Origin of the sequence: Actinopolymorpha pittospori (assembly GCF_014873875.1) — a bacterium.
Classification (GTDB): domain Bacteria; phylum Actinomycetota; class Actinomycetes; order Propionibacteriales; family Actinopolymorphaceae; genus Actinopolymorpha; species Actinopolymorpha pittospori.
Genome location: NZ_JADBEM010000001.1, coordinates 8261440 through 8283910 on the forward strand (window position 1 = coordinate 8261440; position 22471 = coordinate 8283910).

The 22471-nt window shown below is 71.5% G+C and carries 18 protein-coding genes; 4 read left to right on the forward strand and 14 right to left on the reverse strand.

Annotated features, from left to right (window positions below):
• Positions 1 to 13 precede the first annotated feature (13 nt).
• Positions 14 to 910 carry a LysR substrate-binding domain-containing protein gene (locus HEB94_RS38385; protein WP_192754378.1) on the reverse strand — a complete coding sequence of 299 codons (897 nt, stop codon included), beginning with the start codon at positions 908 to 910 and terminating at the stop codon, positions 14 to 16.
• A 116-nt stretch (positions 911 to 1026) separates the two neighbouring features.
• On the opposite strand from HEB94_RS38385, the gene HEB94_RS38390 reads away from it, so the two are divergent.
• On the forward strand, positions 1027 to 2397 hold the full coding sequence (locus HEB94_RS38390; RefSeq protein ID WP_192754379.1) for an MFS transporter: 1371 nt from the start codon (positions 1027 to 1029) through the stop codon (positions 2395 to 2397).
• Between the two features lie 46 nt (positions 2398 to 2443).
• Here the strand turns inward: HEB94_RS38390 and HEB94_RS38395 are convergent, their stop codons facing one another.
• A complete protein-coding gene (locus HEB94_RS38395; protein ID WP_192754380.1) occupies positions 2444 to 3166 on the reverse strand; it encodes a GIDE domain-containing protein in 723 nt (240 codons plus the stop codon).
• A gap of 136 nt (positions 3167 to 3302) precedes the next feature.
• Positions 3303 to 4790, reverse strand: coding sequence for a GTPase HflX (gene hflX / locus HEB94_RS38400; RefSeq protein WP_192754381.1), 1488 nt, complete (start codon positions 4788 to 4790; stop codon positions 3303 to 3305).
• A gap of 227 nt (positions 4791 to 5017) precedes the next feature.
• Between hflX and HEB94_RS38405 the strand changes: the two genes are divergently transcribed.
• Positions 5018 to 6304 (forward strand): enolase C-terminal domain-like protein, encoded by a 1287-nt coding sequence (locus HEB94_RS38405; protein ID WP_192754382.1) that lies wholly within the window; start codon positions 5018 to 5020, stop codon positions 6302 to 6304.
• 96 nt (positions 6305 to 6400) lie between these two features.
• On the opposite strand, the gene HEB94_RS38410 is transcribed toward HEB94_RS38405, so the two are convergent.
• From HEB94_RS38410 to HEB94_RS38460, 11 genes are all read right to left on the reverse strand, one after another.
• Positions 6401 to 6568, reverse strand: coding sequence for a hypothetical protein (locus HEB94_RS38410; RefSeq protein ID WP_192754383.1), 168 nt, complete (start codon positions 6566 to 6568; stop codon positions 6401 to 6403).
• A 208-nt stretch (positions 6569 to 6776) separates the two neighbouring features.
• Positions 6777 to 7622, reverse strand: coding sequence for a diaminopimelate epimerase (dapF, locus tag HEB94_RS38415; RefSeq protein WP_192754384.1), 846 nt, complete (start codon positions 7620 to 7622; stop codon positions 6777 to 6779).
• 137 nt (positions 7623 to 7759) lie between these two features.
• Entirely contained in the window at positions 7760 to 9589 is a 1830-nt protein-coding gene (ggt, locus tag HEB94_RS38420; protein WP_192754385.1) for a gamma-glutamyltransferase, read from the reverse strand.
• A 293-nt stretch (positions 9590 to 9882) separates the two neighbouring features.
• Entirely contained in the window at positions 9883 to 10815 is a 933-nt protein-coding gene (gene miaA, locus HEB94_RS38425) for a tRNA (adenosine(37)-N6)-dimethylallyltransferase MiaA (RefSeq protein ID WP_337918211.1), read from the reverse strand.
• A gap of 184 nt (positions 10816 to 10999) precedes the next feature.
• Entirely contained in the window at positions 11000 to 11719 is a 720-nt protein-coding gene (locus tag HEB94_RS38430) for a class III extradiol dioxygenase subunit B-like domain-containing protein (protein WP_192754386.1), read from the reverse strand.
• Between the two features lie 84 nt (positions 11720 to 11803).
• Entirely contained in the window at positions 11804 to 12316 is a 513-nt protein-coding gene (locus HEB94_RS38435) for a cellulose synthase (RefSeq protein ID WP_192754387.1), read from the reverse strand.
• A 283-nt stretch (positions 12317 to 12599) separates the two neighbouring features.
• Positions 12600 to 13823 carry an alpha-hydroxy acid oxidase gene (locus HEB94_RS38440; protein WP_192754388.1) on the reverse strand — a complete coding sequence of 408 codons (1224 nt, stop codon included), beginning with the start codon at positions 13821 to 13823 and terminating at the stop codon, positions 12600 to 12602.
• A 67-nt stretch (positions 13824 to 13890) separates the two neighbouring features.
• Positions 13891 to 14544, reverse strand: a complete 654-nt coding sequence (locus HEB94_RS38445) for a GntR family transcriptional regulator (RefSeq protein ID WP_192754389.1) — start codon at positions 14542 to 14544, stop codon at positions 13891 to 13893.
• 102 nt (positions 14545 to 14646) lie between these two features.
• The gene (locus HEB94_RS38450; protein WP_192754390.1) at positions 14647 to 17694 is read right to left on the reverse strand and encodes a glycoside hydrolase family 38 N-terminal domain-containing protein; all 3048 of its coding nucleotides are present in this window, start codon (positions 17692 to 17694) and stop codon (positions 14647 to 14649) included.
• Between the two features lie 225 nt (positions 17695 to 17919).
• Positions 17920 to 18948, reverse strand: coding sequence for a LacI family DNA-binding transcriptional regulator (locus tag HEB94_RS38455; RefSeq protein ID WP_192754391.1), 1029 nt, complete (start codon positions 18946 to 18948; stop codon positions 17920 to 17922).
• Between the two features lie 101 nt (positions 18949 to 19049).
• Positions 19050 to 20213 (reverse strand): glycosyltransferase family 4 protein, encoded by a 1164-nt coding sequence (locus HEB94_RS38460; RefSeq protein WP_337918212.1) that lies wholly within the window; start codon positions 20211 to 20213, stop codon positions 19050 to 19052.
• A 337-nt stretch (positions 20214 to 20550) separates the two neighbouring features.
• Here HEB94_RS38460 and HEB94_RS38465 point away from each other — a divergent pair, with 337 nt between their 5' ends.
• Together HEB94_RS38465 and HEB94_RS38470 are read left to right on the forward strand one after the other, a co-directional pair.
• A complete protein-coding gene (locus HEB94_RS38465) occupies positions 20551 to 21387 on the forward strand; it encodes a PIG-L deacetylase family protein (RefSeq protein WP_337918213.1) in 837 nt (278 codons plus the stop codon).
• On the forward strand, positions 21384 to 22436 hold the full coding sequence (locus tag HEB94_RS38470; protein WP_337918214.1) for a lysylphosphatidylglycerol synthase transmembrane domain-containing protein: 1053 nt from the start codon (positions 21384 to 21386) through the stop codon (positions 22434 to 22436). The genes HEB94_RS38465 and HEB94_RS38470 overlap by 4 nt, the downstream gene beginning before the upstream one ends.
• Positions 22437 to 22471: the final 35 nt, after the last annotated feature.

Genomic DNA, 22471 nt, shown 5'->3' on the forward strand with positions numbered 1-22471 from the left:
AACGCGCGACTGATCAGCGCGGCGCGGCGGTGACCTCGATGCAGGCCCGGACGAAGTCGCGCAGCAACGGGTCGGCACTGCCCTGTCGCCAGGCGACCGCGAACTTCCCGGGTCGGGCGTCCTCGACGAGCCGGTACACGATGTCCGGGCGCTGATACATCGCGGTCGTCGGCTCGGCGATCATGGCGACGCCGCGTCCGGTCGCGATGGCGGCGAAGAAGTCGTCGGGATTCCTCACCTCGGTGCTCACGACCGGTGGGCGCTCGAACTCCTCGAGCCCGAGCCAGAAGTCCCGGAAGACTCCCGCGGACACGGGCATCGCGACGAACGGCTCGTCCTGGAGGTCCCGTAGCCGTACGCTCCGGCGGCTCGCGAGCGGGTGGCCCACGGGCAGGACGACACAGCGGGACTCGGTCCCGAGCACCTCGATCTCGAGACTGTCCTGGCCGGGGACGGGCAGCCGGAGGAAGGCCGCGTCGACCGTCCCGTCGACGACGACGCGGGCCGGATCGGTCCAGTCGTTGCCGCGCAACTCGATCCGCCAGCCGGGTCGAAGCCCGGCGAACGCGGCGGTGAGGGGCTGGAGCAGGGCAGGCGGAAGGCTGGAGTGGTAACCGACCCGCAGGACCCGCTCGTCGCGCCGGTGCACCCGGCGTACCTGCGCTAGTCCCTCCTCGAGATCGGCGAGCACCCGTCGGGCGACCGGGAGGAGCGCCCGACCGGCGTCGCTGAGCGCCACGCGCTGACGGCTGCGGACGAGCAGGACGACGTCCAGGTCACTTTCGAGCCGACGGATGGCCTTGGACAGAACGGGTTGGGCGATGTGCAGACGTTGCGCTGCGTGGGTGAAGTGCAACTCCTCGGCGAGGACCGCGAAGTAGCGCAGTGAACGGGACGAGACCTCCAGCACGGATCGACTCTACCGTCGCTTATTCCGAACGGGCATAACGCCGGGTATTGGCTCGGCCGGGTTCGTTTCGGCGAAGGTGGGCGGGACCGACGGAACCACCATGATCTGGAGGAGTCATGCCAGGGACACGGACCGGTGCTGTCGCGGATCCCACCAGACGATCCGTCCAGTCCGCCTCGTTGACGCTCGTGGTCGCATGCGTGGGCCTGGTCGTGACGGTGCTGGACTCGACCGCCGTCACCGTCGCGCTGCCCACGATCGGCGACCAACTCGGCGGCGCGGTGTCCGGCCTTCAGTGGGTCGTGGACGCCTATGCCCTGATGTTCGCGGGCCTGATGCTGTCCGCGGGATCGATCTCCGACCGGGCGGGTGCCAGCCGCGCCTTCGGTGTCGGCGTCGGACTGTTCACCCTCGCCTCCGCGCTGTGCGCGCTCGCCCCGAGCCTTGCCCTGCTGATCGCGGCGCGGGCTGTGCAGGGTGGGGCGGCGGCGGTCATGCTTCCGGCGTCGCTGGCACTCGTCCGGCAGGCCTACGCCGACCCGCGGGCGCGGATCCGTGCCATCGCCTACTGGACTGCCAGCGGAGGCGTCGCGATCGCCGCCGGGCCGGTCGTCGGCGGAGTGCTGACCGACGCGTTGGGCTGGCAGGCCATCTTCCTCATCAACGTCCCCATCGGGCTGCTCGGCCTGGTCGGACTCCTCCAGGCTCCGCGCTCCACCCCGCGACAGGCTCCCCTGGATCTCATCGGCCAGGTCGCCGCGATGCTGGCCGTGACCGGAGCGACCTTCGCCGCGATCGAGGGCGGCGCCGGCTCGGTCCTGGCGGGCCTGGTCGGGGCTGCGGTGTGCGTCGTCGGCGCGATCCTGTTCGTCCGGGTCGAACGACGCTCGCCGCATCCCGCCGTACCACTGCACCTGTTCCGTTCGGTCCCGGTGACGGTGTACGTGGCGACCGGGTTCGCCCTCAACTTCGCCTTCTACGGCATCGTGTTCGTGCTCACGCTGTTCTTCCAGAACCAGCGCGGCGTCACGCCGATGACCGCCGGACTCATGTTCGTGCCGATGACGGGGTTCGTCATGGCGGCCAACCTGCTCGCCGGAAAGCTCACCACCCGCTTCGGCCCGCGCCCACCGATGGTCGCCGGTCAACTGGTCCAGGCCGCCGGCCTGCTCGGACTCGTCTCCGTCAGCAGGGCCACGCCGACCGTCGTGATCCTCGTGCTGCTCGTCCCGCTGGGGATCGGTGCCGGCCTCGCCGTACCGCCGCTGACGACGGCACTGCTCGACGCCGTCGACGCCGAACGGGCCGGACTCGCCTCGGGGCTGCTCAACGCGGCGCGACAACTCGGTGGCGCCGTCGGCGTGGCACTGTCCGGAGCGCTGGTCGGCATCGGCTTCGTGGCCGGGATGAGGATCGCGCTCGTCGGATCCGCCGCCCTGTTGCTCGCCACGGCGGCGGCCGGAGCGGCCCGGCGTACGCGGAGCTGAGCCTGACCGGCGCCGTCGCTCCCCGACGGCTCGCGGTCACCTCCGGTCAGCGCAGCGCACCAACGAGGATCAGCACCGGGCCGAGGACGACACCGGCCGCGGTCGCCACGCTGAAGGCCTTCTCGTGCAGTCGGGTTCGCCGCAGGAGGTCGACCTCACTGCGGGTGGAGATGATCGAGGGTTCGACGATCGCCAACTCGCCGGTGGCGTCGCTCGCCTCACCGAGTACGTAGACCTGCTCACCGAGTGCGAGTGCCCACTCCTCGTAGTGGTAGCCGATGGTGTCGGGATCGCCGTTCGGTGCGTTGTCGGGCTCGAAGCGATCGACCACCTTCAAGGCGCCGTCGGGCCAGGTCTTGCCCGGGTGCACCAGCACCGCTCCGGTCGGGTCGGTCACGAGGAAGCCGGCGCCCGAGCTACGCTCCGCGACCTGCTCGTCCCGCTCGACGCGCTCCGGTCGGCCGTCGCTGTTGTGGTCGGTGTGCCAGTACTTGCGGGTGACGACGTGCCGGTGCCAGACGCACTCGGCGTCACCGACCTCCGAGCGCAACGGACCGGAGACGTCGGCGGCCACCGGCCCGGCCACCTCGCAGCGCTGACGAAACGCTCCGGGTCCTGCCGCCTGGGCCGCCGCCAGCGCGAGGGCGTGCAGGTCGCGCGCCGCGTAGGTCTCGGTGGTGACCATGATGTGTTGCCTGCCGCGCGCCCGCCAGGCGAAGTAGGCGCAGCCGAGCGCCGCGACGAGTGCGATGACCCCGACGACGATCATGAGGACGCCCTTCCAACCGACCTGGCGCCACCTGTCCGAAGCGGCGCACGCGGGCGATCTTAGAGGCACAGCACCAAAAGGGCGATCCTCCCGTTCAGTATGAACAGGAGGATCGCCCCGACGACGTACGGATGGGTCAACCGGCAGTGAAGCCGTTCAGGGTCGCGGCCAGAACCGGGTCGACCCGGGCGCGCAGCCGGGTGCCGTCGGCGGTGTGCTCAACCTCGAGCACCTCACCGCGTTCGTGCACCTTGGCCACCAGGTCACCGCGGGCGTAGGGCACCAGCGCGCTCACCTCGATCTCCGGCCGGGGCAGCTCCGCGCCGACCATCGCGAGCAGCTCGGGAATCCCGTGACCGGTCTTCGCGGAGACGACGACCGAGCGCGGGACCAGCGTCTGCAGCCGGGCCAGCTCGATCGGGTCGGCGAGGTCGGCCTTGTTGATCGCGAGGATCTCCGGCAGGTCACCCGCACCAGCCTCGGCGAGCACCTCCCGGACAGCGCTGATCTGACCCTCCGGGTCGGGGTGCGAGCCGTCGACGACATGCACGACGAGGTCCGCCTCGGCGACCTCCTCGAGCGTCGAACGGAACGCCTCGACCAACTGGTGCGGCAGGTGACGGACGAACCCCACCGTGTCGGTGAGGGTGAACAACCGGCCGTCTGGCGTGCTGGCCCGACGGGTCGTCGGGTCGAGGGTCGCGAAGAGCGCGTCCTCGACGAGGACACCCGCGCCGGTCAGCCGGTTGAGCAACGACGACTTGCCGGCGTTGGTGTATCCGGCGATCGCCACCGAAGGAACGGCGTTGCGGCGACGCTGTAGGCGCTTGGTGCCGCGTCCGGTCTTCATCCCGTCGATCTCACGGCGCAGCTTCGCCATCCGGGTGCGGATCCGGCGCCGGTCGATCTCGAGCTTGGTCTCACCAGGACCGCGCAGGCCCACGCCGCCGTTGCCGCCTCCGGCGCGGCCGCCGCCCTGACGGGACAGGTTGCCACCCCAACCACGCAGGCGAGGAAGGAAGTAGGAGAGTTGCGCGAGCTCGACCTGGGCCTTGCCCTCACGGCTCTTCGCGTGCTGGGCGAAGATGTCGAGGATCAGCGCGGTGCGGTCGATCACCTTGACCTTGACGCGCTCTTCCAGGTTGCGGAGCTGGGCGGGGCTGAGCTCGCCGTCGCAGATCACCGTGTCGGCGCCGCTGGCGACGACCTCGCTGTGCACCTCCTCGACCTTGCCTCGGCCGATGTAGGTGGCCTCGTCGGGGCGGCGGCGACGCTGGATCAGGCCCTCGAGCACCTCGGCGCCCGCGGTCTCGGCCAGCAGCTTCAGCTCGCGGAGGGAGTTTTCGGCGTCGGCGACGCTGCCGTCGGTCCAGACGCCGACGAGGACGACCCGCTCGAGCTGCAGCCGGCGGTATTCGACCTCGGTGATGTCGGTGAGCTCGGTGGAGAAACCCGCGACTCGTCGGAGTGCCCGGCGGTCCTCAAGGTCGAGTTCGCCCGTGGCGGGGTCGTCCAGGGGGATCTCCCGGTCGACCACGGAGAGATGGATGTCGGTACCGTTCACCGTCGGGTCCGCCGAGCGATCGGCGAGGGCGTCGGTCCGTCGTTCTGGTCGTAGTGTCATACAGCTCCAGTCAACGCCACGGATCGGCCGTAGCTTCCCCCATCGTGGCACGCGCCCGTCCCCTGTGCATCCGGATATGACCGCAGTGCGACGAATCCGGCACCCGGAGCCCGGCCGCGCGACCGGCTGTGACCGATACCTGCCCCTTTCGAGCCCTGCGGTGCCATGGGCGTTGCCGGCTCCCTACAGTCCCCTGCGGAACCTCCTCCGCAGAAGGGACACTTCAGGTGACCTCGCCCGACAACGCCGCCACCCCACTCGCAGCCCCGCCCTGGCAGGACCTCGCCGGCGGAGGCCCCAAGATCACCCGCGTGCGGACGATCCTCACCGCACCGGAGAACATCACCCTGGTGGTGGTGAAGATCGAGACCTCCGAGCCGGAGCTCTACGGCCTCGGCTGCGCGACCTTCACCCAGCGCGCCCGGGCGGTCGCGGAGGCCATCGACTCCTACCTGGCCCCCCAGCTGATCGGGCGCGACCCGGCCGACATCACCGACATCGTGAACTCGCTGTTCGTGAGCTCGTACTGGCGCTCCGGCCCGGTCCTGAACAACGCGCTCTCCGGTGTCGACATGGCGCTGTGGGACCTGAAGGGCAAGCAGGCGGGCCTGCCGGTCTGGCAGCTGCTGGGCGGCCGGTGCCGCACTGCGGTGCCGGTCTACGGCCACGCGGCCGGCCGCGACTTCGCCGAGGTCGAGGACGCGGTTCGCCGCTACGTCGAGAAGGGCTACCGCTACGTGCGGTGCCAGGTGGCGGTACCCGGGGCCCTGACGTACGGCGCCCCGTCGGCGAACGGCTCGGAGGCCCCGACCTCCAAGCTCTCGCCGAACGCCTGGAACCCCGACGCGTACGTGCGGGTCGTTCCGGCGCTCTTCGCCCACCTGCGTGAGCAACTCGGCGACGAGGTCCACCTGCTGCACGACGTCCACGAGCGGCTGAACCCGTCGCAGGCCGTGCTTCTCGCCAAGGCGTTGGAGCCGTTCTCGCTGTTCTTCCTCGAGGACCTGCTGGCGCCGGAGGACCTCGGCTGGCTACCGACGGTGCGGGCCCAGGCGGCCACGCCGCTCGCGATCGGCGAGCTGTTCGTCAACCCCGCGGAGTACGTGCCGTTGGTCCGCGACCGGCTCATCGACTTCGTGCGCTGCCACATCTCCGCCATCGGCGGCCTCACACCGGCCTGGCGCCTGGCGAACGCCGCGGAACTCTTCGGCGTCCGTACCGCCTGGCACGGACCGGGTGACGTCTCGCCGGTGGGTCACGCCGCCAACCTCGCGCTCGACCTCGCGGCACCGAACTTCGGGATCCAGGAGCAGCACGTCTTCAACTCCACCGCGATGGAGGTCTTCCCCGGTTGCCCGGAGGTGAAGGACGGTCACCTGTGGCCGAGCGACGCACCGGGGCTCGGAGTCGACCTGGACGAGGAGCTCGCCGCGAAGTTCCCGCCGGTCGAGCCGCTCGTCAAGGACGCCTGGACACGTACCCGGCTGCCTGACGGCACGGTGCAGCGGCCCTGACGACCGGTCAGGTCGGAGCGAAGGTGTGAGTTGTCGACGGTCATCGGGCCCCGACGCCTGAGGCGTCGGGGCCCGGCCCTTGACTCGGTGCAGGAGTCAGCGTGCTTCGTGGTAACTGGTCGACCGGAGCAGAACGGCGGTCCGTGCGACCGCCGACTTGCGTGCGAGTGAAGAGGCCCGACGGGCCCGCACATGCCGCAGAACGACCTGGCGACGCTGCGCGCGCAGCTCGACGTCGTGCTCTGTGGGAATGCTGGACGACATACCCCCGACAGTAGTCGCCAGCACCGACACCCACCTCCGTCGTACGTCGCGTACCGACTCCGTCCTTGGGAGGAGCCGGGTGGCACCTGAGGTCAGGGATGCAACGGGGCCGGGTCAGGGACGACGCCAGGGACCTCCCTGACCCCGCGACTCCCGCGGCGTCCGTCCTCAGTCCGTCCTCAGGTGCGCGAGCGCGAGTGCGACGGCCTCACAGGTCGAACTCGCCGCGGACGGTGAGCTCCGCTGGCCCGGTCAGCTCCACTTCACCGTCCGCGCGAAGACCGATCGAGAGGGTGCCACCCGGGACGTCGACACGATAGGTCACCGGCGTGCCCACGCCGTCCGCCGCGGCCACACGGGCGGCCACCGCGCAGGCGCCGGTGCCGCAGGAGCGGGTCTCCCCGACTCCGCGTTCGTGCACCCTCATCGCCACATGGTGGTCACCGCGCCGCACCGCGAACTCCGCGTTGACGCCCTTCGGGAACACCTCGGCCGGTGTCCACACCGGCGGGTCCAGCAGGGCACCCGGATCGGTGAGGTCGTCGACCATCGCCACCGCGTGGGGGTTTCCCATGTCGACGGCGACCGCGGGCCAGCTCCGACCGCCCGCCGAGATGGTGAGTCCGCTCGACTCCGGGAAGGTCGCGGGTCCCATGCCGACCGTCAGCTGCCCGTCGGGCTCGAGGCGGACCGGCTTCACACCCGCCCTGGTCGCGACCGGCACCTCGGACGTGCCTTCGACCAGGCCGCGTTCCAGGAGGAAGCGGACGAAGACGCGAACACCGTTGCCGCACATCTCGCCGATCGAACCGTCGGCGTTGCGGTAGTCCATGAACCACTCGGCGGCGTCGGCGTAGCGGCGACCGTCGTCGGTCGCGGACGTACGGACCACCCGGAGCACCCCGTCGGCGCCGATGCCGCGGCGGCGGTCGCAGAGCTCACGCACGATCGTGGCGTCGAGATCGGGGTACGCCGTGCCGTCGGGGTCGAGCACCAGAACGAAGTCGTTCTCCGTGCCGTGGCCCTTGACCCACTGCAGCGTACGGGTGCTCACGGTGCGAAGCGCTCCTTCGTCGGTGATCGGTCCGGGTCGCACGGGTGCTGGCCCTGGAACGAACCTATTGCATCAGGAGCGGGCCGCGATGGTGTCGCCGACCCGGGGGCAGGCACGCCCCTCCCCGCGACGCTCGGTCAGCGTTCGGGGCGCGGGTGCACCACCATGGCGGAGCCGCCACCCCGCCGGGTCGGCTCCGCCGCGGCCAGCACGAAGCCACCTCGGCCGAACTCGATCCCGGTCTCCGCACCGATCTCCGGGACGGAGGTGAAGCTGAACCCCCGCGCCGCCAGGGCCCTGCCTGCCGGAGAGGTCCGGAATGCCGGTTCTGCCTCGAGCGCGGTGTTACGGGAGGAGGCCCGCGGGGCCGCGATCGCCTGCGGCAGGCTCATGCCGAGGTCGAGCCGGTTGACCAGGGTCTGCAGGACGGTCGTGATGATCGTCGCGCCGCCGGGACTGCCGAGCGCGAGCAACGGCCTCCCGTCGGCCAGGACGATCGTCGGCGAGATCGACGAGCGGGGCCGCTTGCCCGGCGCCGGCAGGTTGGGGTCGGGAGCGGTCCCCTGGGTCGGGGTGAAGCTGAAGTCGGTGAGCTCGTTGTTGAGCAGGAACCCTCGCCCCGGGACGACCATGCCGTTGCCGCCGGTCTGCTCGATGGTGAGGGTGTAGGCGACGACGTTGCCCCACCGGTCCGAGGTGGTGACGTGCGTCGTCGACGGGCCCTCGCGCTGCTCGGTCGGCGCCACCGAGGCGTGCTCACCGCACCGGGAGTAGTCCCCGTCGGGTACGCCGGGGGCGACCGGCTTCGCGAGGACCGAGTCCGACCTGATCTCGCAGGCCCGCTCGCCGGCGAAGCCCTGGGAGAGCAGTTCGCGCAGGGGGACGTCCACCTGGGAGGGGTCACCGACGTAGCGGTTGCGGTCCGCGAACGCCAACGCGCTCGCCTCGAGGTAGGAGTGCAGCGCGGCCACCTGGTCGCGCTTGGTGATCCCCTTCGCCTCGAGGATGTTCAACGCCTCACCGACGGTCGAGCCACCCGAGGACGGCGGGGCCATGCCGTAGACGTCGAGGCCGTGATAGGTCACCTTCGTGGGCGCGCGCATGAGGGCGCGGTACGCCGCGAGGTCGCCGGTCGTCATCCCACCCGGCCGCACCTCCCGGTCGGCGCCGGGCGCGAGTGGCGGGTGCTGGACCGTGTGCACGACGTCCGCGCCGAGAGCCCCGTCGTAGAGCGCCTTCGTGCCCTGCCGGCCGAGGAGTTGGTAGGTCTTCGCGAGGTCGGGGTTGCGGAACACCGTGCCGACCCTCGGCGGCGCCCCACCCGGTAGGTACAGGTCGCGGGAGGTGGTGAAGTCGCCGAAGATCTTCCGGTTGTCGTCGACCTGCGTACGGAACGTGTCGTCGACCACGAAGCCCTTCGACGCGACCTTCGTCGCGGGCGCGAGCGCCTCCCGCAGGGAGTAGGTGCCCCACCGGTCGAGTGCGCGCTCCCAGGTGGCGGGGGTGCCGGGCACACCCACCGACAGGCCGCTCACCCGGGCGGCCTCGAACGGCAGCTCGTTGCCGGTCGCCGGGTCGACGAACAGCTTGTCGGTCGCCGACGCGGGCGCGGTCTCCCGCCCGTCGATGCTGTGTACCTTGCGGCCGCGTGCGTCGTAGTAGACGAGGAAGCCGCCACCTCCGATGCCGGCGGAGAAGGGTTCGGTGACGCCCAGGGTGGCGGCCGCGGCGACGGCCGCGTCGACGGCGTTGCCGCCGTGTCGGAGTACGTCGATGCCGGCCCGGGTCGCGTCGGCGTCGACCGTCGCGACACCACCTCCGTAGCCCGACGCGACGGCCTGCTTGGCCGGCGCGGGCCGCGCGGTACGTTCGGCGGCCTGCGCGGACGGTCCGACGAGTCCGGCACCGCCGGCACCCCCGGCACAGACGAGGACGGCAACCGCGGTGACGGCGACGGTACGGCGCATCAACTGCTCCTTCCCTGGCGACGATCACCGGGCGATCACCTGCGTCGATCACCCCGGCAACGATCAGCCGACGACGGACACCTGGCGACGACGCGTCGGTCGTGGGAGCCGGAGGAGAGGTACGCCACGACCACTGGCCACGACCGACGCTAACGCGGACCGGGCGTCGATGAGAACCGCTGCGCGCCAACCAGATGATCTTCGTCGGATCCGGCCAGCCCTGCGGGTGAGGCCGCCTGACCCGAGCCGGGGTAAGCCGGAGGACCCCGCGGAAGCGGGACCCGCCGAGGGAGTCAGTGCGTGGGAGGAAGTCGGAGCACCTCGGCGGCCAGGTCGGCAGCGCGGTCGAGCAGGTCAGGGTCACCGAAGGGCAACCAGTGGATCCGGGGGTCACGTCGGAACCACGAGTCCTGCCGCCGGGCGAACCGGCGGGTCGCCCGCACCGTCGCCTCCTTGGCCTCCTCCTCGGTGCACTCGCCGGCGAGCTGGTCGAGGACCTGCGCATAGCCGAGCGCCCTGCTCGCCGTTCGTCCCTCGCGCAGACCGGCCTCCTCGAGCCGGCGCACCTCGGCCACGAAACCCGCGTCCCACATGACATCCACCCGCGCTCGGATGCGTTCGTCCAGGACCTCCCGAGGAACGTCAAGGCCGGCTTGACAGGCTCGGTCGAACGCGTACTCGTGGGCGGGAAGGGTCGCCGTGAACGACCGTCCGGTCAGCTCGACGACCTCCAGCGCGCGCACGATGCGCCGGGTGTTGCTGGGCAGGATGCCCGCGGCCGCGGCGGGATCCACCTCCGCGAGCCGTCGGTGCAACGCCTCGGCGCCCAGCTCGTCGAGTTCACCCTCGAGGCGACGGCGCAGGTCGGGGTCGGTGCCCGGGAACTCGAACCGGTCCAGGATCGCCCGGATGTAGAGCGCGGAGCCACCCACGACCACGGGCAGCACGCCCCGGCGGTGACAGTCGGCGATCGCCGCCCTCGCCCGTTGCTGGAACTCCGCGACGGTCGCGGTCTCCTGGATGTCGAGGACGTCCACGACGTGGTGGGGGACACCGTGTTGCTCCGCGAGCGGGAGCTTCGCGGTTCCGATGTCCATCCCCCGATAGACCTGCATCGAGTCGGCGTTCACCACTTCCGCGTGCAGCCGCGCCGCGAGCGCCACCGCCAGGTCGGACTTGCCCGCTGCCGTCGGACCGACGACGGCGAGCACCGGGCCGGACGTCACGCGTTCACCTTCTTCCCGCGAAGTGTGTGGATGTGCCGGACGAGTGTGTGGATGTGCCGGGAGGGGTAGGACTCCGCCGTAGCGAGCACGAGTTCACAGACCCGTTCGAGCACCACCTGACCATCCTGCCGAGGACGCCGGCCGCGGTGAACGGAGGATCGGTTCTGGCGCTGCCCGACCTCGTTCAGCCGAGGCCGTCCAACCGCCAGGACGCGACGAAATATCCCACACCGTAGGGAGCCTCGTCGGCCAGCACCGAAGCCTCGAGGCGCCGCCCTACGACGGAGTCCGCGGCTCCCGCGAGTACCTGCCAAGCCGCCCGGCCTGCAGCCAGCAGCTCTCGTGCCAGGTCGGGTTGGAGCCCCCGGAGCCCGTCGAGGTCGCCTGACCCCAGCGAGGCGACCACCCGCGCGTCCCAGCCAGGAGCCCGCGGGTCGACGGCTCCGGGGGCCCGCTCGTCTCGACGAGCCGAACCGTCGCCCATGACCAGGAACCCGACCCGGCCCGCCCGCGCGGCGAGGCTCGCACCGAGGTCGGCGCACCGAGCGGGGTCGAACGAGTCGGGTACGCCGACATAACGGCGTTCCCCCACGTAACCCGACTCGTCCAGCAACCACGCTCCGACCGTCAGGGCGAGCGGCAGCGCCTCGGACTCCATCGGGTCCGGCCCGCCGACGCACACGTCGACGCCGTAGGCAGCCAGGGACCCGGCCGCACCGGTCCCCCACGTCCGTGCGGCAGGCGCGTCACCGACACACACCATCAGGTCGGGGTCGGCCGCGAGCACCCGGCGCAGTGACTCCCGGGCGGCCGCGCGCACCGGTTCGATCTCACCCCCCGCTCCCGCCGCGAGCGCGGGCACCAGCAGGGGCGGATGAGGACAGACGGCGGCGGCGGCGAACACGGCAGGCAGCGTAGCTTCGCGAGTCGCGACCGTCGTACGGGCGTCTGGGTGGACGTCGCCCCGACGGTCGCGACCGCGAGCGGATCAGGAGATGCCGCGCCGCTTGAGGATCTCGTCGATGTCCTCGAACTCCGCGAGCGGGTCGTCCTGCTTGGCCTTGCCCTTCCCCACGGCCTTGGGCTTGCCGGGGTCCTTCGCCGGCTTGGCGGCCTGGCCATCTGCGTCGACCGGCTTCGTCGACGGGGCAGGTGCCACGCGTTCACCGGTCGCCGTCTCCGCCGCGCCCGCGGCGGCCCGGCGGCGGCGCAGCACGGCGGCCACCGGGAGCAGGATCGCGGCCATGCCGAACAGCGCGACGCCCGTCCAGGCGACCGGGCTGAAGATGAAGCCGCTGACCCACTGGACCAACGCGGTGCCGATCGTCCACAACAGCTTGACCATGCCGGTGAGGAAGATGGCCATCGGCAACACGGCCCAGCCGAGGAGCCGCAGGCCCGCGGCCGCGCCGCGGCGCCGGAACGCGAAGAAGGCGGCGATGACGCCGACGGCCGTGAGGCCGGCACAGATCGGAGCCCACGTCACGTCTTCGTAGTTCATGTCAGGCCGCCCTCCGTCGCGCTGCCACAGCCAGTCGTGGCGGGCCTTGCGCATTCGTCCCGCACCCGTCCATCCTGCACCGCAAGAAGGCCAGATGCACGGGGGCCATCCCTACCCTGCCCCGGAGATCCCCCGGAAGGGGGTGGCCGGTCCCAGGCATACACCGCATTCACGTCGTAACGTCGCGTACGCCGCGAAGGCGGCGACCCGGAGCCGACCAGGCCCGATCAGCGCCAGGTCAGCCCCGGATCCGCTCCGGACCACCTCCGGACCAGCTCCGCGCTCAGAAGGTCACGGCAGGCAGGGTGACGTGGGAACGGTTCAGCTCGCCGAGGTCGCGTACGCCGAGCAGTTGGAGGGTGCGGGTGAGCTCCCCGGCGAGGATCTCGACGGCCCGCTGGACGCCACGTTCACCGCCGGCCATCAGGCCGTACAGGTAGGCGCGTCCGATCAGGACCGCCCGGGCGCCGAGCGCGCAGGCCGCGACGATGTCGGCGCCGGTCATGACGCCGGTGTCGACGTAGACCTCGGCCCGGTCGCCCACCGCGTCGACGACCTCCGGCACCATCGCGAGCGGGATCGGCGCCCGGTCGAGCTGGCGGCCACCGTGGTTGGACAACACGATGCCGTCGGCCCCGAGGTCGACGACCTTGCGCGCGTCGTCGACGTTCTGGATCCCCTTGACCACCAGCGACCCGGGCCACGCATCGCGCATCCAGGCCAGGTCGTCGAAGGTGACCGTCGGGTCGAACATGTGGTTGATCAGCTCCGCCACGGTGCCCGGCCAGTCCGACAGCGACGCGAACGTGAGCGGTTCGGTGGTCAGCAGGTTCATCCACCACGCCGGGTGCATGCCCATGTCGAGGATCGTCTTCGGGGTCAGCGACGGCGGGATCGTCATGCCGTTGCGGACGTCGCGCAACCGGGCGCCCGCGACGGGTACGTCGACGGTCAGCATGAGCGTGGTGTAGCCGGCGGCGATCGACCGGTCGACGAGGTCCTTGCCGGCGGCACGGTCGGTCCAGACGTAGAGCTGGAACCACCTGTCCGCGTTGGGCGCGGCGGCCGCGACGTCTTCGATGGAGGTCGTCCCCATCGTCGACAGGGCGTAGGGAATGCCGGTCCGCTCGGCGACCCGGGCCACCGCTGGCTCGCCCTCGTGCTGCATCATCCGGGTGAAGCCGGTGGGTGCGAAGGCGAAGGGGTAGGCCGAGGGGCGGCCGAGGATCGTCGTGCTCGGGTCGACCTGGGAGACGTCGCGAAGGATGCTCGGGTTGAACTGCAACCGGTTGTACAGCGACCGGGCCCGGCGCAGCGTGACCTCACTCTCCGCCGCACCGTCGGTGTAGTCGAAGGGCGCGCGGGGAGTGCGGCGTTTCGCGATCATCCGCAGGTCGGCGATGGTGAGGGCGCGGTCGAGTCGGCGCTTGGTCGCGTCGAGCTCCAGGCCCCGGGTGCGCACCAGGGGCCGCAGCTCTGACCAGCGGGGTAGACGGCGTTCGGTCATCGGGCGGATCTCCCTTGTGCAGAAGGAACCTTGGGCGGTCTGGAAGATGGCGTTCCCTGGACTCGCATCAGCCACCACCTGATCTGGCCAACGCGCGGACGATCCCCTGTCGCCCGACCTCCAGGTCGTCGGCCAGCGCGAGTTGCGCCGTCTCCACCCCCTGGTGCAGCGCGGTCAGGAGATCGCGGTGGATGCGCGCGAGCCCACCGGGTTCGAACTCCGGCCGGATGAACGCGAGCAGCACCTGCAGCTCGTCCTCGCAAGCGGCGTAGGCGGCGAGCAACCGGGTGTTGCCGGCGGCCGCGACGATCGCGTGGTGGATCGCCTTGTGCGCCGCCGTCACGTCGTGCCACGCAGCGGTGCGGTGCGGGGTGTCGACGCCATCGAGCTCGGCCACGGCCGCCTCGATCGGGCCGAGGTCGCGTCCGCACTCGAGCGCGAGTCGGAGGCTGCCGAGCTCGATGACGCCTCGGTAGGTGAAGAGCTCGTCGATGCGTTCCTGGGTCAGCTGGGGGACGAACGCACCGCGATGGCGTTCGTGCACGAGCAGGCCGGCCGTCACGAGGAGTCGCAGGGCCGCCCGGATGGTGTAACGGCCGACTCCGAAGGTGCCGGCGAGCTGCTCCTCGGACAGGTGGGAGCCGGGCGGCAGCGCCCCGTCCAGAAGCTGGGCACGCAACGCCGCCGCGACGTTCTCGGCGGCCGCACGATCCTCACCCATGGGGCAGATTGTGTCACAACCCCCGTCGAGGTCAGTACCAAAACGGACGGGGGTCCCCGGCCGGTCAGCCGGAAACCCCCGTCCGCGTCGTACTGGCGAGCGTTATGCGCGCTTGCACCGGAGGGTGAGGACCTGGAACGGCCGCAGCGCCACGCTGACACCGCCGTCGGCGATCTCCCGGTCGGCGAGCGTGCGCTCGAGCAGGTCGGTCTCCTGCACCGATGCGAGCCCGAACGACGTCGACAGCCGCGCCGTCGCCCGGTTGCCGTGCGCTTCGTACAGCCGGACCACGACGTCACCGGACTGGTCGTCGGCCAGCTTCACGGCCTCCACGACCACCGCCGGGTTGTCGATCTCGACCAGCGGAGCGACGCCCTCGGCACCGGTCACCGTCCGCGCCGGCAGGTTGATCCGGTAGCCCTCCTCGACGGCCTCGGGAATGCCCGCGCCCGGCACCAGGGCGTAGGACAGCCGGTGCAGTCCCTGGTCGGTCACCGGGTCGGGTACCCGCGGCGCACGCAGCAGCGAGAGCCGCACCGTGGTGGTGGTGCCGCCGTCCTCCCGCACGTCCCGGGTCACGTCGTGACCGTAGGTCGAGTTGTTGACGACCGCGTGGCCGTAGCCGGGCTCACCCACGTGGATCCACCGGTGGGCGCAGATCTCGAACTTCGCGTCCTCCCACGAGGTGTTGGTGTGGGTCGGCCGGAAGAGGTGGCCGAACTGCGTCTCCGAGGCCGACTGGGCGGCGCGCACGTCCAGCGGGAACGCCGCCTTGAGGAACTTCTCCTTCTCGTGCCAGTCGATCTCGTTGTCGATGTTGACCTGGCACTCACCGGCGCGCAGCGTGATCGTCTGCACGATCGTCGACGAACCGAAGGACCGGGTGACGGCGACCGCCGCCTCCTCCGCCGACTCGGCGATGACCTCGATGGAGTCGACGCCGGTGAGGTCCTTCACCTTGTTGCGGTAGAAGGGGTCGACGTCCCAGGCGTCCCAGACGTTCGGCGTGTCGACGTGGAGCTGGAGCAGGTTGCCCACGGTCCCAGGCGCGATCGCCTCCCGGCCCGACTCGATCTCCAGGACCGAGCTCAGCAGGCCGCGCTCGTCGATCCGCACCCGGACCAGGCCGTTGCCGACGACGAGGGAGCCGCCGTCCCGCTCGACGGTGACGGCCGGGGCGTGCGAGCCGGACTTCACGGCCGCACCGAGTGCCGGCACACCGTTCCGGTCGTGCGGAGCGGCGTTGAAGACGACGGTCGCGTCGCCCGCACCCGCCAGCGCCGCCTGCGCCCGCTCGATGATGCCCTCGAGTTCGACGGCCACTCGGGCGTAGGTCTCCTCCGCCTCGCGGTGCACCCAGTGGATCGAGCTGCCCGGCAGGATGTCGTGGAACTGGTTGAGCAGGACGGCCTTCCAGATCCGGTCCAGGTCGGCGTAGGGGTAGTCGAGCTTGCCCGCCACCGTCGCGGCCGCCGACCACAGCTCGGCCTCGCGGAGCAGGTGCTCACTACGCCGGTTGCCCTGCTTGGTCTTGGCCTGGGAGGTGTAGGTCGCCCGGTGCAGCTCGAGGTAGAGCTCACCCACCCAGACCGGCGCCTTGGTGTACTCGTCGTGCGCCCGCGCGAAGAAGTCGGCCGGGTGCTCGATCGTCACCTTCGGGGAGGACTCGAGGTCGGCGAGGCGCTCCGCCCGACCGAGCATCTCGCGGGTGGGTCCGCCACCGCCGTCGCCGTGACCGAACGGCAGCAACGACCACGTGCCGCCACCCTGGTCCTGGTAGTTGCGCTGGGCGCGGGCGAGCTCCTTGCCGGTGAGCTGGCCGTTGTAGGTGTCGGCCGGCGGGAAGTGGGTGAACACCCGGGTCCCGTCGATGCCCTCCCACCAGAACGTGTGGTGGGGGAACTTGTTGGTCTGGTTCCAGGAGATCTTCTGCGTCAGGAACCACTTGTGCCCGGACAGCTTGACCAGCTGCGGCATGGCCGCGGTGTAGCCGAAGGAGTCGGGCAGCCAGACGACCTCGGTCTCGATGCCGTACTCGTCCAGGAAGAACCGCTTGCCGTGCACGAACTGCCGCGCGAGCGCCTCACCACCGGGCATGTTGGTGTCGGACTCGACCCACATGCCGCCGATGGGGATGATCTGGCCGGCCTCGACCGCCTGCTTGAGCCGGTCCCACACCTTCGGGTGGTGGTCCTTCATCCAGGCGTGCTGCTGGGCCTGGGAGAAGGCGAACCGGAAGTCGGGGTTGTCGGCCGCCAAGGTGGTGACGTTGGACACCGTACGGGCGACCTTGCGGACCGTCTCGCGCAGTGGCCACAGCCAGGCCGAGTCGATGTGCGCGTGACCGACCGCGGAGATCTGGTGGGCACTCGCGTACGCCGGCTTGGACAGCACCGGCGCGAGCTGCTCGCGCGCCAACGCCGCCGACCCGGGGATGTCGTCGTAGTCGAGCGCGTCGAGGGAACGCTCCAGGGCCCGCAGGATCTCCGCGCGGCGCGGCAGGTCCTCCGGAAGCTCCTGCATCAGCTGGGACAGCACCTCGACGTCGCGCAGCAGGTGCCACACGTCCACGTGGAAAACCGCGATCTCGGCCCGCCGGATCTCATACATCGGGTCGGTGCCGGCGGTGGACTTGTCGCCGAGGTTCGTGGGGCGGAAGCCCTCCTGGATGACGGTCGGGTTCGCCGCGGCCTCGAGGTAGACCTGGAACCGCGTGCCGCCCTTGGCCTTCGCGTGCTCGGACTCAGAGACGCCGCCCGCGGTGAGCCCGCTGATCGGGAGGTAGATGTTGTCCGGGTTGAGTCCCTTGATCGGGTCGCCGTCCGGGGTGTAGGCGAGCCCTTCCGCCGAGAACCCGGGTCCGCCACCGAAGCCGAGGTCGATCACGGCCTCGACGCGCCTGCCGTCCCACTCCTGCGGCACCTGCGCCGTCAGCCGGAACCAGCTGGTCCCCCACGGCGGGCCCCACTTGTCTCCCAGGGCCGCCGGCTTGAAGTCGGCCGCGAGCGCCTCGCTGACCGGCACCGGTTCACCCGGGGCGTGCCATACCTCGATGTCGAGCGGAACGGTTTCGCCGTAGAGGGCGGGACGGAGACGCTGCTGGAGAGCGCGTTCCAACCTTGCCTCTACCAGGCGGTGGTCGTCGTGCATAGATCCTCCGAGGAACCGGTAGCAGTCCTGGCGCCAGGGTGGCAGTGTTCCCATGCCGGTCGTCAGGGCGCGTCACTTTGTGCGAGAGACGCTAGTGCAGACGCCTCGGGTCCGGCGCGCCGTGGGCGGGCAGACTTACGCCACGGACGCTGCGCGACGAGGGGGGCACGGAATGTACTCGACCGGGGTTTGACGGCGGAGAAGGACGGCCGGAACCGGCCGTGTTCAGCGGCCGAGGGTGCTCTCGCGTTCGACCAGCCGGTAGGCGGCGAAGACCTCCTGCGGCCCGTGTTCGGCGTCGGCGCGGCCCGCCGCCCCCACCCGGAGCTGCTGGTCCAGCAGATCGACGGACAGGTCGGCGATCTGACGCTTGTCCGGTGAGATGGTCGACAGCGTTGGTACGGAGTAACGGCCGTCCTCGATGTCGTCGAAGCCGATGACGGCGATGTCGTCGGGCACCCGTACGCCCCGGTCGGCGAGGGTGCGCAGCGCGCCGAGCGCCAGGAGGTCGTTGAAGCAGAACACCGCGTCGGGCCGGGTGGGGCCGTCGAGCAACTCCGCCATCGCCTGCGCGCCGTCGGCTCGGTGGAAGCGCGGCGTCGCGGCGACCAGCCGCTCGTCGAAGGGGACGCCTGCCTGCGCCAGCGCCTCGCGGTAGCCCCGCAGTCGCACCCGCGCGGTCACCCCCGCCGCCGCCGTCTGCGCGCCGATGGCCGAGATCCGGGTGCGGCCGAGGCCGAGGAGGTGGGCCGTCGCGTCACGTCCGGCGGCGACGTTGTCGATGAGGACGTGGTCGGCCGGCCCGTGGTGCACCCGTTCACCGAGCAGGACCATCGGCGTGGAGTCGGTGCGTTCGGCCAGGTCGGCGACGGTGAGGGCGAGCGGACTGAGGATGAGCCCGTCGATCAGCTGGTCGCGGAAGCCGCCGATGACCTGGCGTTCACGCTCGCGGACGCCCTCGGTCTGGTCGACCAGCACGGTCCAGCCGTGCCGGTCGGCGGCGGCGACGAGGTGGCGGGCCAGCTCGGCGAAGTAGGGGACGTCGAGTTCGGGGACGGCGAGCGCGATGACACCGGTACGCCCGCGCCGCAGGCTGCGCGCGGACAGGTTCGGCCGGTAGTTGAGGGTGGCGATCGCCTCCTCCACCCGGGTGCGGGTCTCCGCCCTGACGTGGAGGTAGCCGTTGACGACGTTCGACACGGTCTTCGGTGAGACCCCGGCAAGTTCCGCGACATCCCGCAGCGTCGTGCGCATCGCTGTTTCCTCCCGGCCAAGGTCGCTCACATCCGGCCCCATTGTGCGGGAAGCCGGGAGTCCACGGGAACGCCGACTCCTCCGGCGGGCCCGGACCGCGGCTAGGGGACGTCGGGAAGCGCCCGCTTCTCGGCGAGGGCGTACAGCTCCTCGAAGGCGGCCAGGACCACCGGCCAGGTGCACCGCACCGGCTCGCTGGCGCTGTTGTGTGCCGCGATCGACGCCCGGAGCGCATGGTCGCGGGCGAGGCGTACGACCGCGGCGGCGAGCTCGGACGGCGTACGCGCGAGCAGGCCCTCCTTCTCCGGGACCACGAAGTCGGCGACGCCGCCCCGGTCGTAGGCCACGACGGGAACGCCGGCCACCCGGGCCTCCAGCGCCGCGATCCCGAAGGACTCCCTGGTCGCCGGCGCCACGAACACATCCGCCTCGGCGAGCACCGCGCGGACGCCCGCCCGGTCGAGCCGGCCCGCCAACCGGACCCAGCCGGTCATGCCGTTCCAGCGGAGGTAGCGCTCCATGAACGGCAGGGCCGGGCCGTCGCCGACGACCGTCGCGCGCAGCCGGACCTCCGCACCGAGCGCCGCCCGGGCCGCGCGCAGGAGCCGGAGCAACGTCAACGGCTGCTTGCGTGGCGCGAGCCGTCCCACCGCGACGACGTGGACCTCGCGCGCTCGCCCGGCCTGGTCACCTCCCGGCTGGTCACTTCCTGGCTGGTCACTTCCGGGTGGTTCGGCCGCGCGCCAGAGCGCGGTGCTCACGCCGTTCGGGACCACCTGGACCGGAATCCGGCCGCGGACGACCCGCCGGATCGGATCCGCCGCCGCCTCGCTCACGGTCGTGCACACCACCCGCCAGTCACGCCAGCCGGCGCCGAGGTCCAGCATCCGATACATCGCGGCGGTGCCCGGGTCCCACATGCTGTGCACCGTCACGAGGGTCGGCAACCGATGGCGCTCCGCGACGCGCAGGGCCGCCCAGGCGAACGGCGAGAGCGCCCCGACGTGGACGTGCACGACGTCCGGCCGCAGCTCGGAGTAGAGCCGGGCCACGTGCCGCCCCGCCCGCGGATGGACGGGAAGCTCCCACGGAAGCGGCGCGACGACGCGATGCACGGGCACCTCGGTGGCCACCGCGCACCGACCGTCTCGGTCGGGTGTCGCGGTGACGACCTCGACGTGGTGACCGGACCGGCGCTGCATGCGGGTCAGCTCCGCGAGCTGGATCTCGATGCCGCCGAGTCTGGGAAGGAAGCAGTCGCTCACGTGTACGACTTTCATCACACGTCCCCCGTGTCGAGGCCGACCGCGGGAACCCACGCTCCCGGCTGGAGACACCAGGAGCGACCGCGCTGCCCGTGCGGTACGGAATGTACGCTCCCGCACCCGGCTCGGCGGGCCTTTCCGCGGCACCGGCGTGCGACCCGTTCGGTCCGTTGGGCGGGTTCGGTGTGTCGAGTCCGTTCGAACCCGCCGACCCGTTCGTCCTCGTACCCCATGAGTCCATCCGACCAACCGGGATCCCTGGATCTCCATCGGAGGAGTCCCTGGAGTGTCCCTGAGGAGATGCCGATCTCGCGGCGCGGCATGCGAGGGTTGACGCGTGGTTCGTACGTGTGTGTTCTTTCACGCCCATCCCGACGACGAGGCGTTGTTCACCTCCGGCACGATGGCGCGACTGGCCGCGCAGGGTCACCGCGTCGTCCTGGTCGTCGCCACCGCGGGTGACCAGGGGCTCGCGGCGCCGGAGTCGACCGGAGGCGGCCGGCTGGGCGAGGTCCGACTCGCCGAACTGCGGTCGTCTGCGCGCGCCCTCGGCTGCGCACGGGTGGAGTACCTCGGGTACGCCGACTCCGGACTCGACGGCACCGCCGAGTCCCACGGTCCGCCGCCCTTCTCGGCGACGCCCGTGGAGGAGGCCGCGAGCCGCCTCGCCGCCGTGCTCACCGAGGAGAACGCCGACCTGCTCACGACCTACGACCCCGCCGGCGGCTACGGCCATCCCGACCACGTGCGGGTGCACCATGTCGGCGCCCGGGCGGCCCGACTCGCCGGAACACCCACGGTGCTCGAGGCGACCGTCGACCGCGAACTCCTGCTGCGGGCACTCCGACTGGTGGGCCGGGTCCACCGCTTCCCACCGGAGTTCGACGTCGACGCCTTCGAACGCGCCTTCTCCCCTCGAGCGGAGATCACCCACCGGGTCGACGTACGCCGCTACGCCGCCGCCAAGCGCGCGAGCCTCGCCGCCCACGCCACCCAGGCGACCGGCGGCGACTCCGTCCGGACGGTGGCGGCGCTGCGGCGCCTGCCCGGGCCCCTGTTTCGATGGGTGCTCGGCACCGAGTGGTTCGTCCAACGCGACCTCCCGCCAGGCACCCTGCTCACCGACCCGCTGGCCGGCCTGCCCAGGCGCGCCGAGGCGGGAGACGCGCGGTGACGGGCGCGCCCACGATCGCCCGACGACGCTGGGTCCGCACCGTCGCGTCCGTCGTGTCCGCCCTGGTCGCCGTCGGTCTCGTGATCGCCCTCCCCTACTTCGTGGGCATCCACTGGGGCGTCATCTGGGCGCAGTTCGCCGTGCTCGACTGGAAGGTCGTGGCGGGTCTGTTCGCGCTGTGGTTCGCGGGGCTGTGGTGCTACACCTACGTCCAGACCGCCTCCCTTCCCGGGCTCGGTCACCGGCAGGCGCTGGCCCTGAACGCCGTCGGCAGCGCGGTCAGCAACCTGATGCCGTTCGGCGGCGCGGCCGGCGTGGCGGTCAACTTCGCGATGGCGCGGTCCTGGGGCTTCCGGAACCAGGCGATCGCCGTCGCGACCCTCGCGAGTGGCATCTGGAACATCCTCGCGAGGTTCCTGCTACCGGCGCTCGGGCTGCTCGCCCTGCTGGTCACCGGGCGGGTCCCGGACACCTGGCTCGCCGTACCCGCCGGCACCGCGGCGCTCGTCCTGCTGGGCGCGGTCGCCGCTCTCGTCACGGCTCTGCGCTGGGACCGCGCGGCGGACGTCCTTGGTCGAGCGGCCGACCGGTTGCTGGATCTGCTGCCCCGGCGGATCCGGCCGAAGGCCCTCCGGCCGAGCCGGGCGATGGCCCGGATGCGCCTCACCACGGTCGACCTGCTGCGCGGGTCCTGGCCGACGATGACGCTCGGCATGGTCTCCTACCTCACACTGCAGGCGCTGCTCTTCTGCTCCTGCCTGCTCGCGACCGGCGCCTACCTCGGCGCCGGCGAGGCGATCGCGGCGTACGCCCTCGGCAGGCTGCTCACGACCGTGGTGGTGACTCCCGGCGGGTTCGGGATCGCCGAGGCGGGCACGGCCGCGGTGATGATCCACCTCGGCGGATCCGCCGGACCGGTGACCGCGGCGGTCCTGCTGTTCTCGATGTTCACCTTCGTCCTGGAAGTGCCGCTCGGCGCGCTCGCCTGGAGCCTGTACTCGGTCGGCGTGTCCCGCTCCGGCCCGGAGGCGACCGCGGAGGAGACGTAGCGACCGGCGACCGGGACTGGAACCCCGAACAGGGA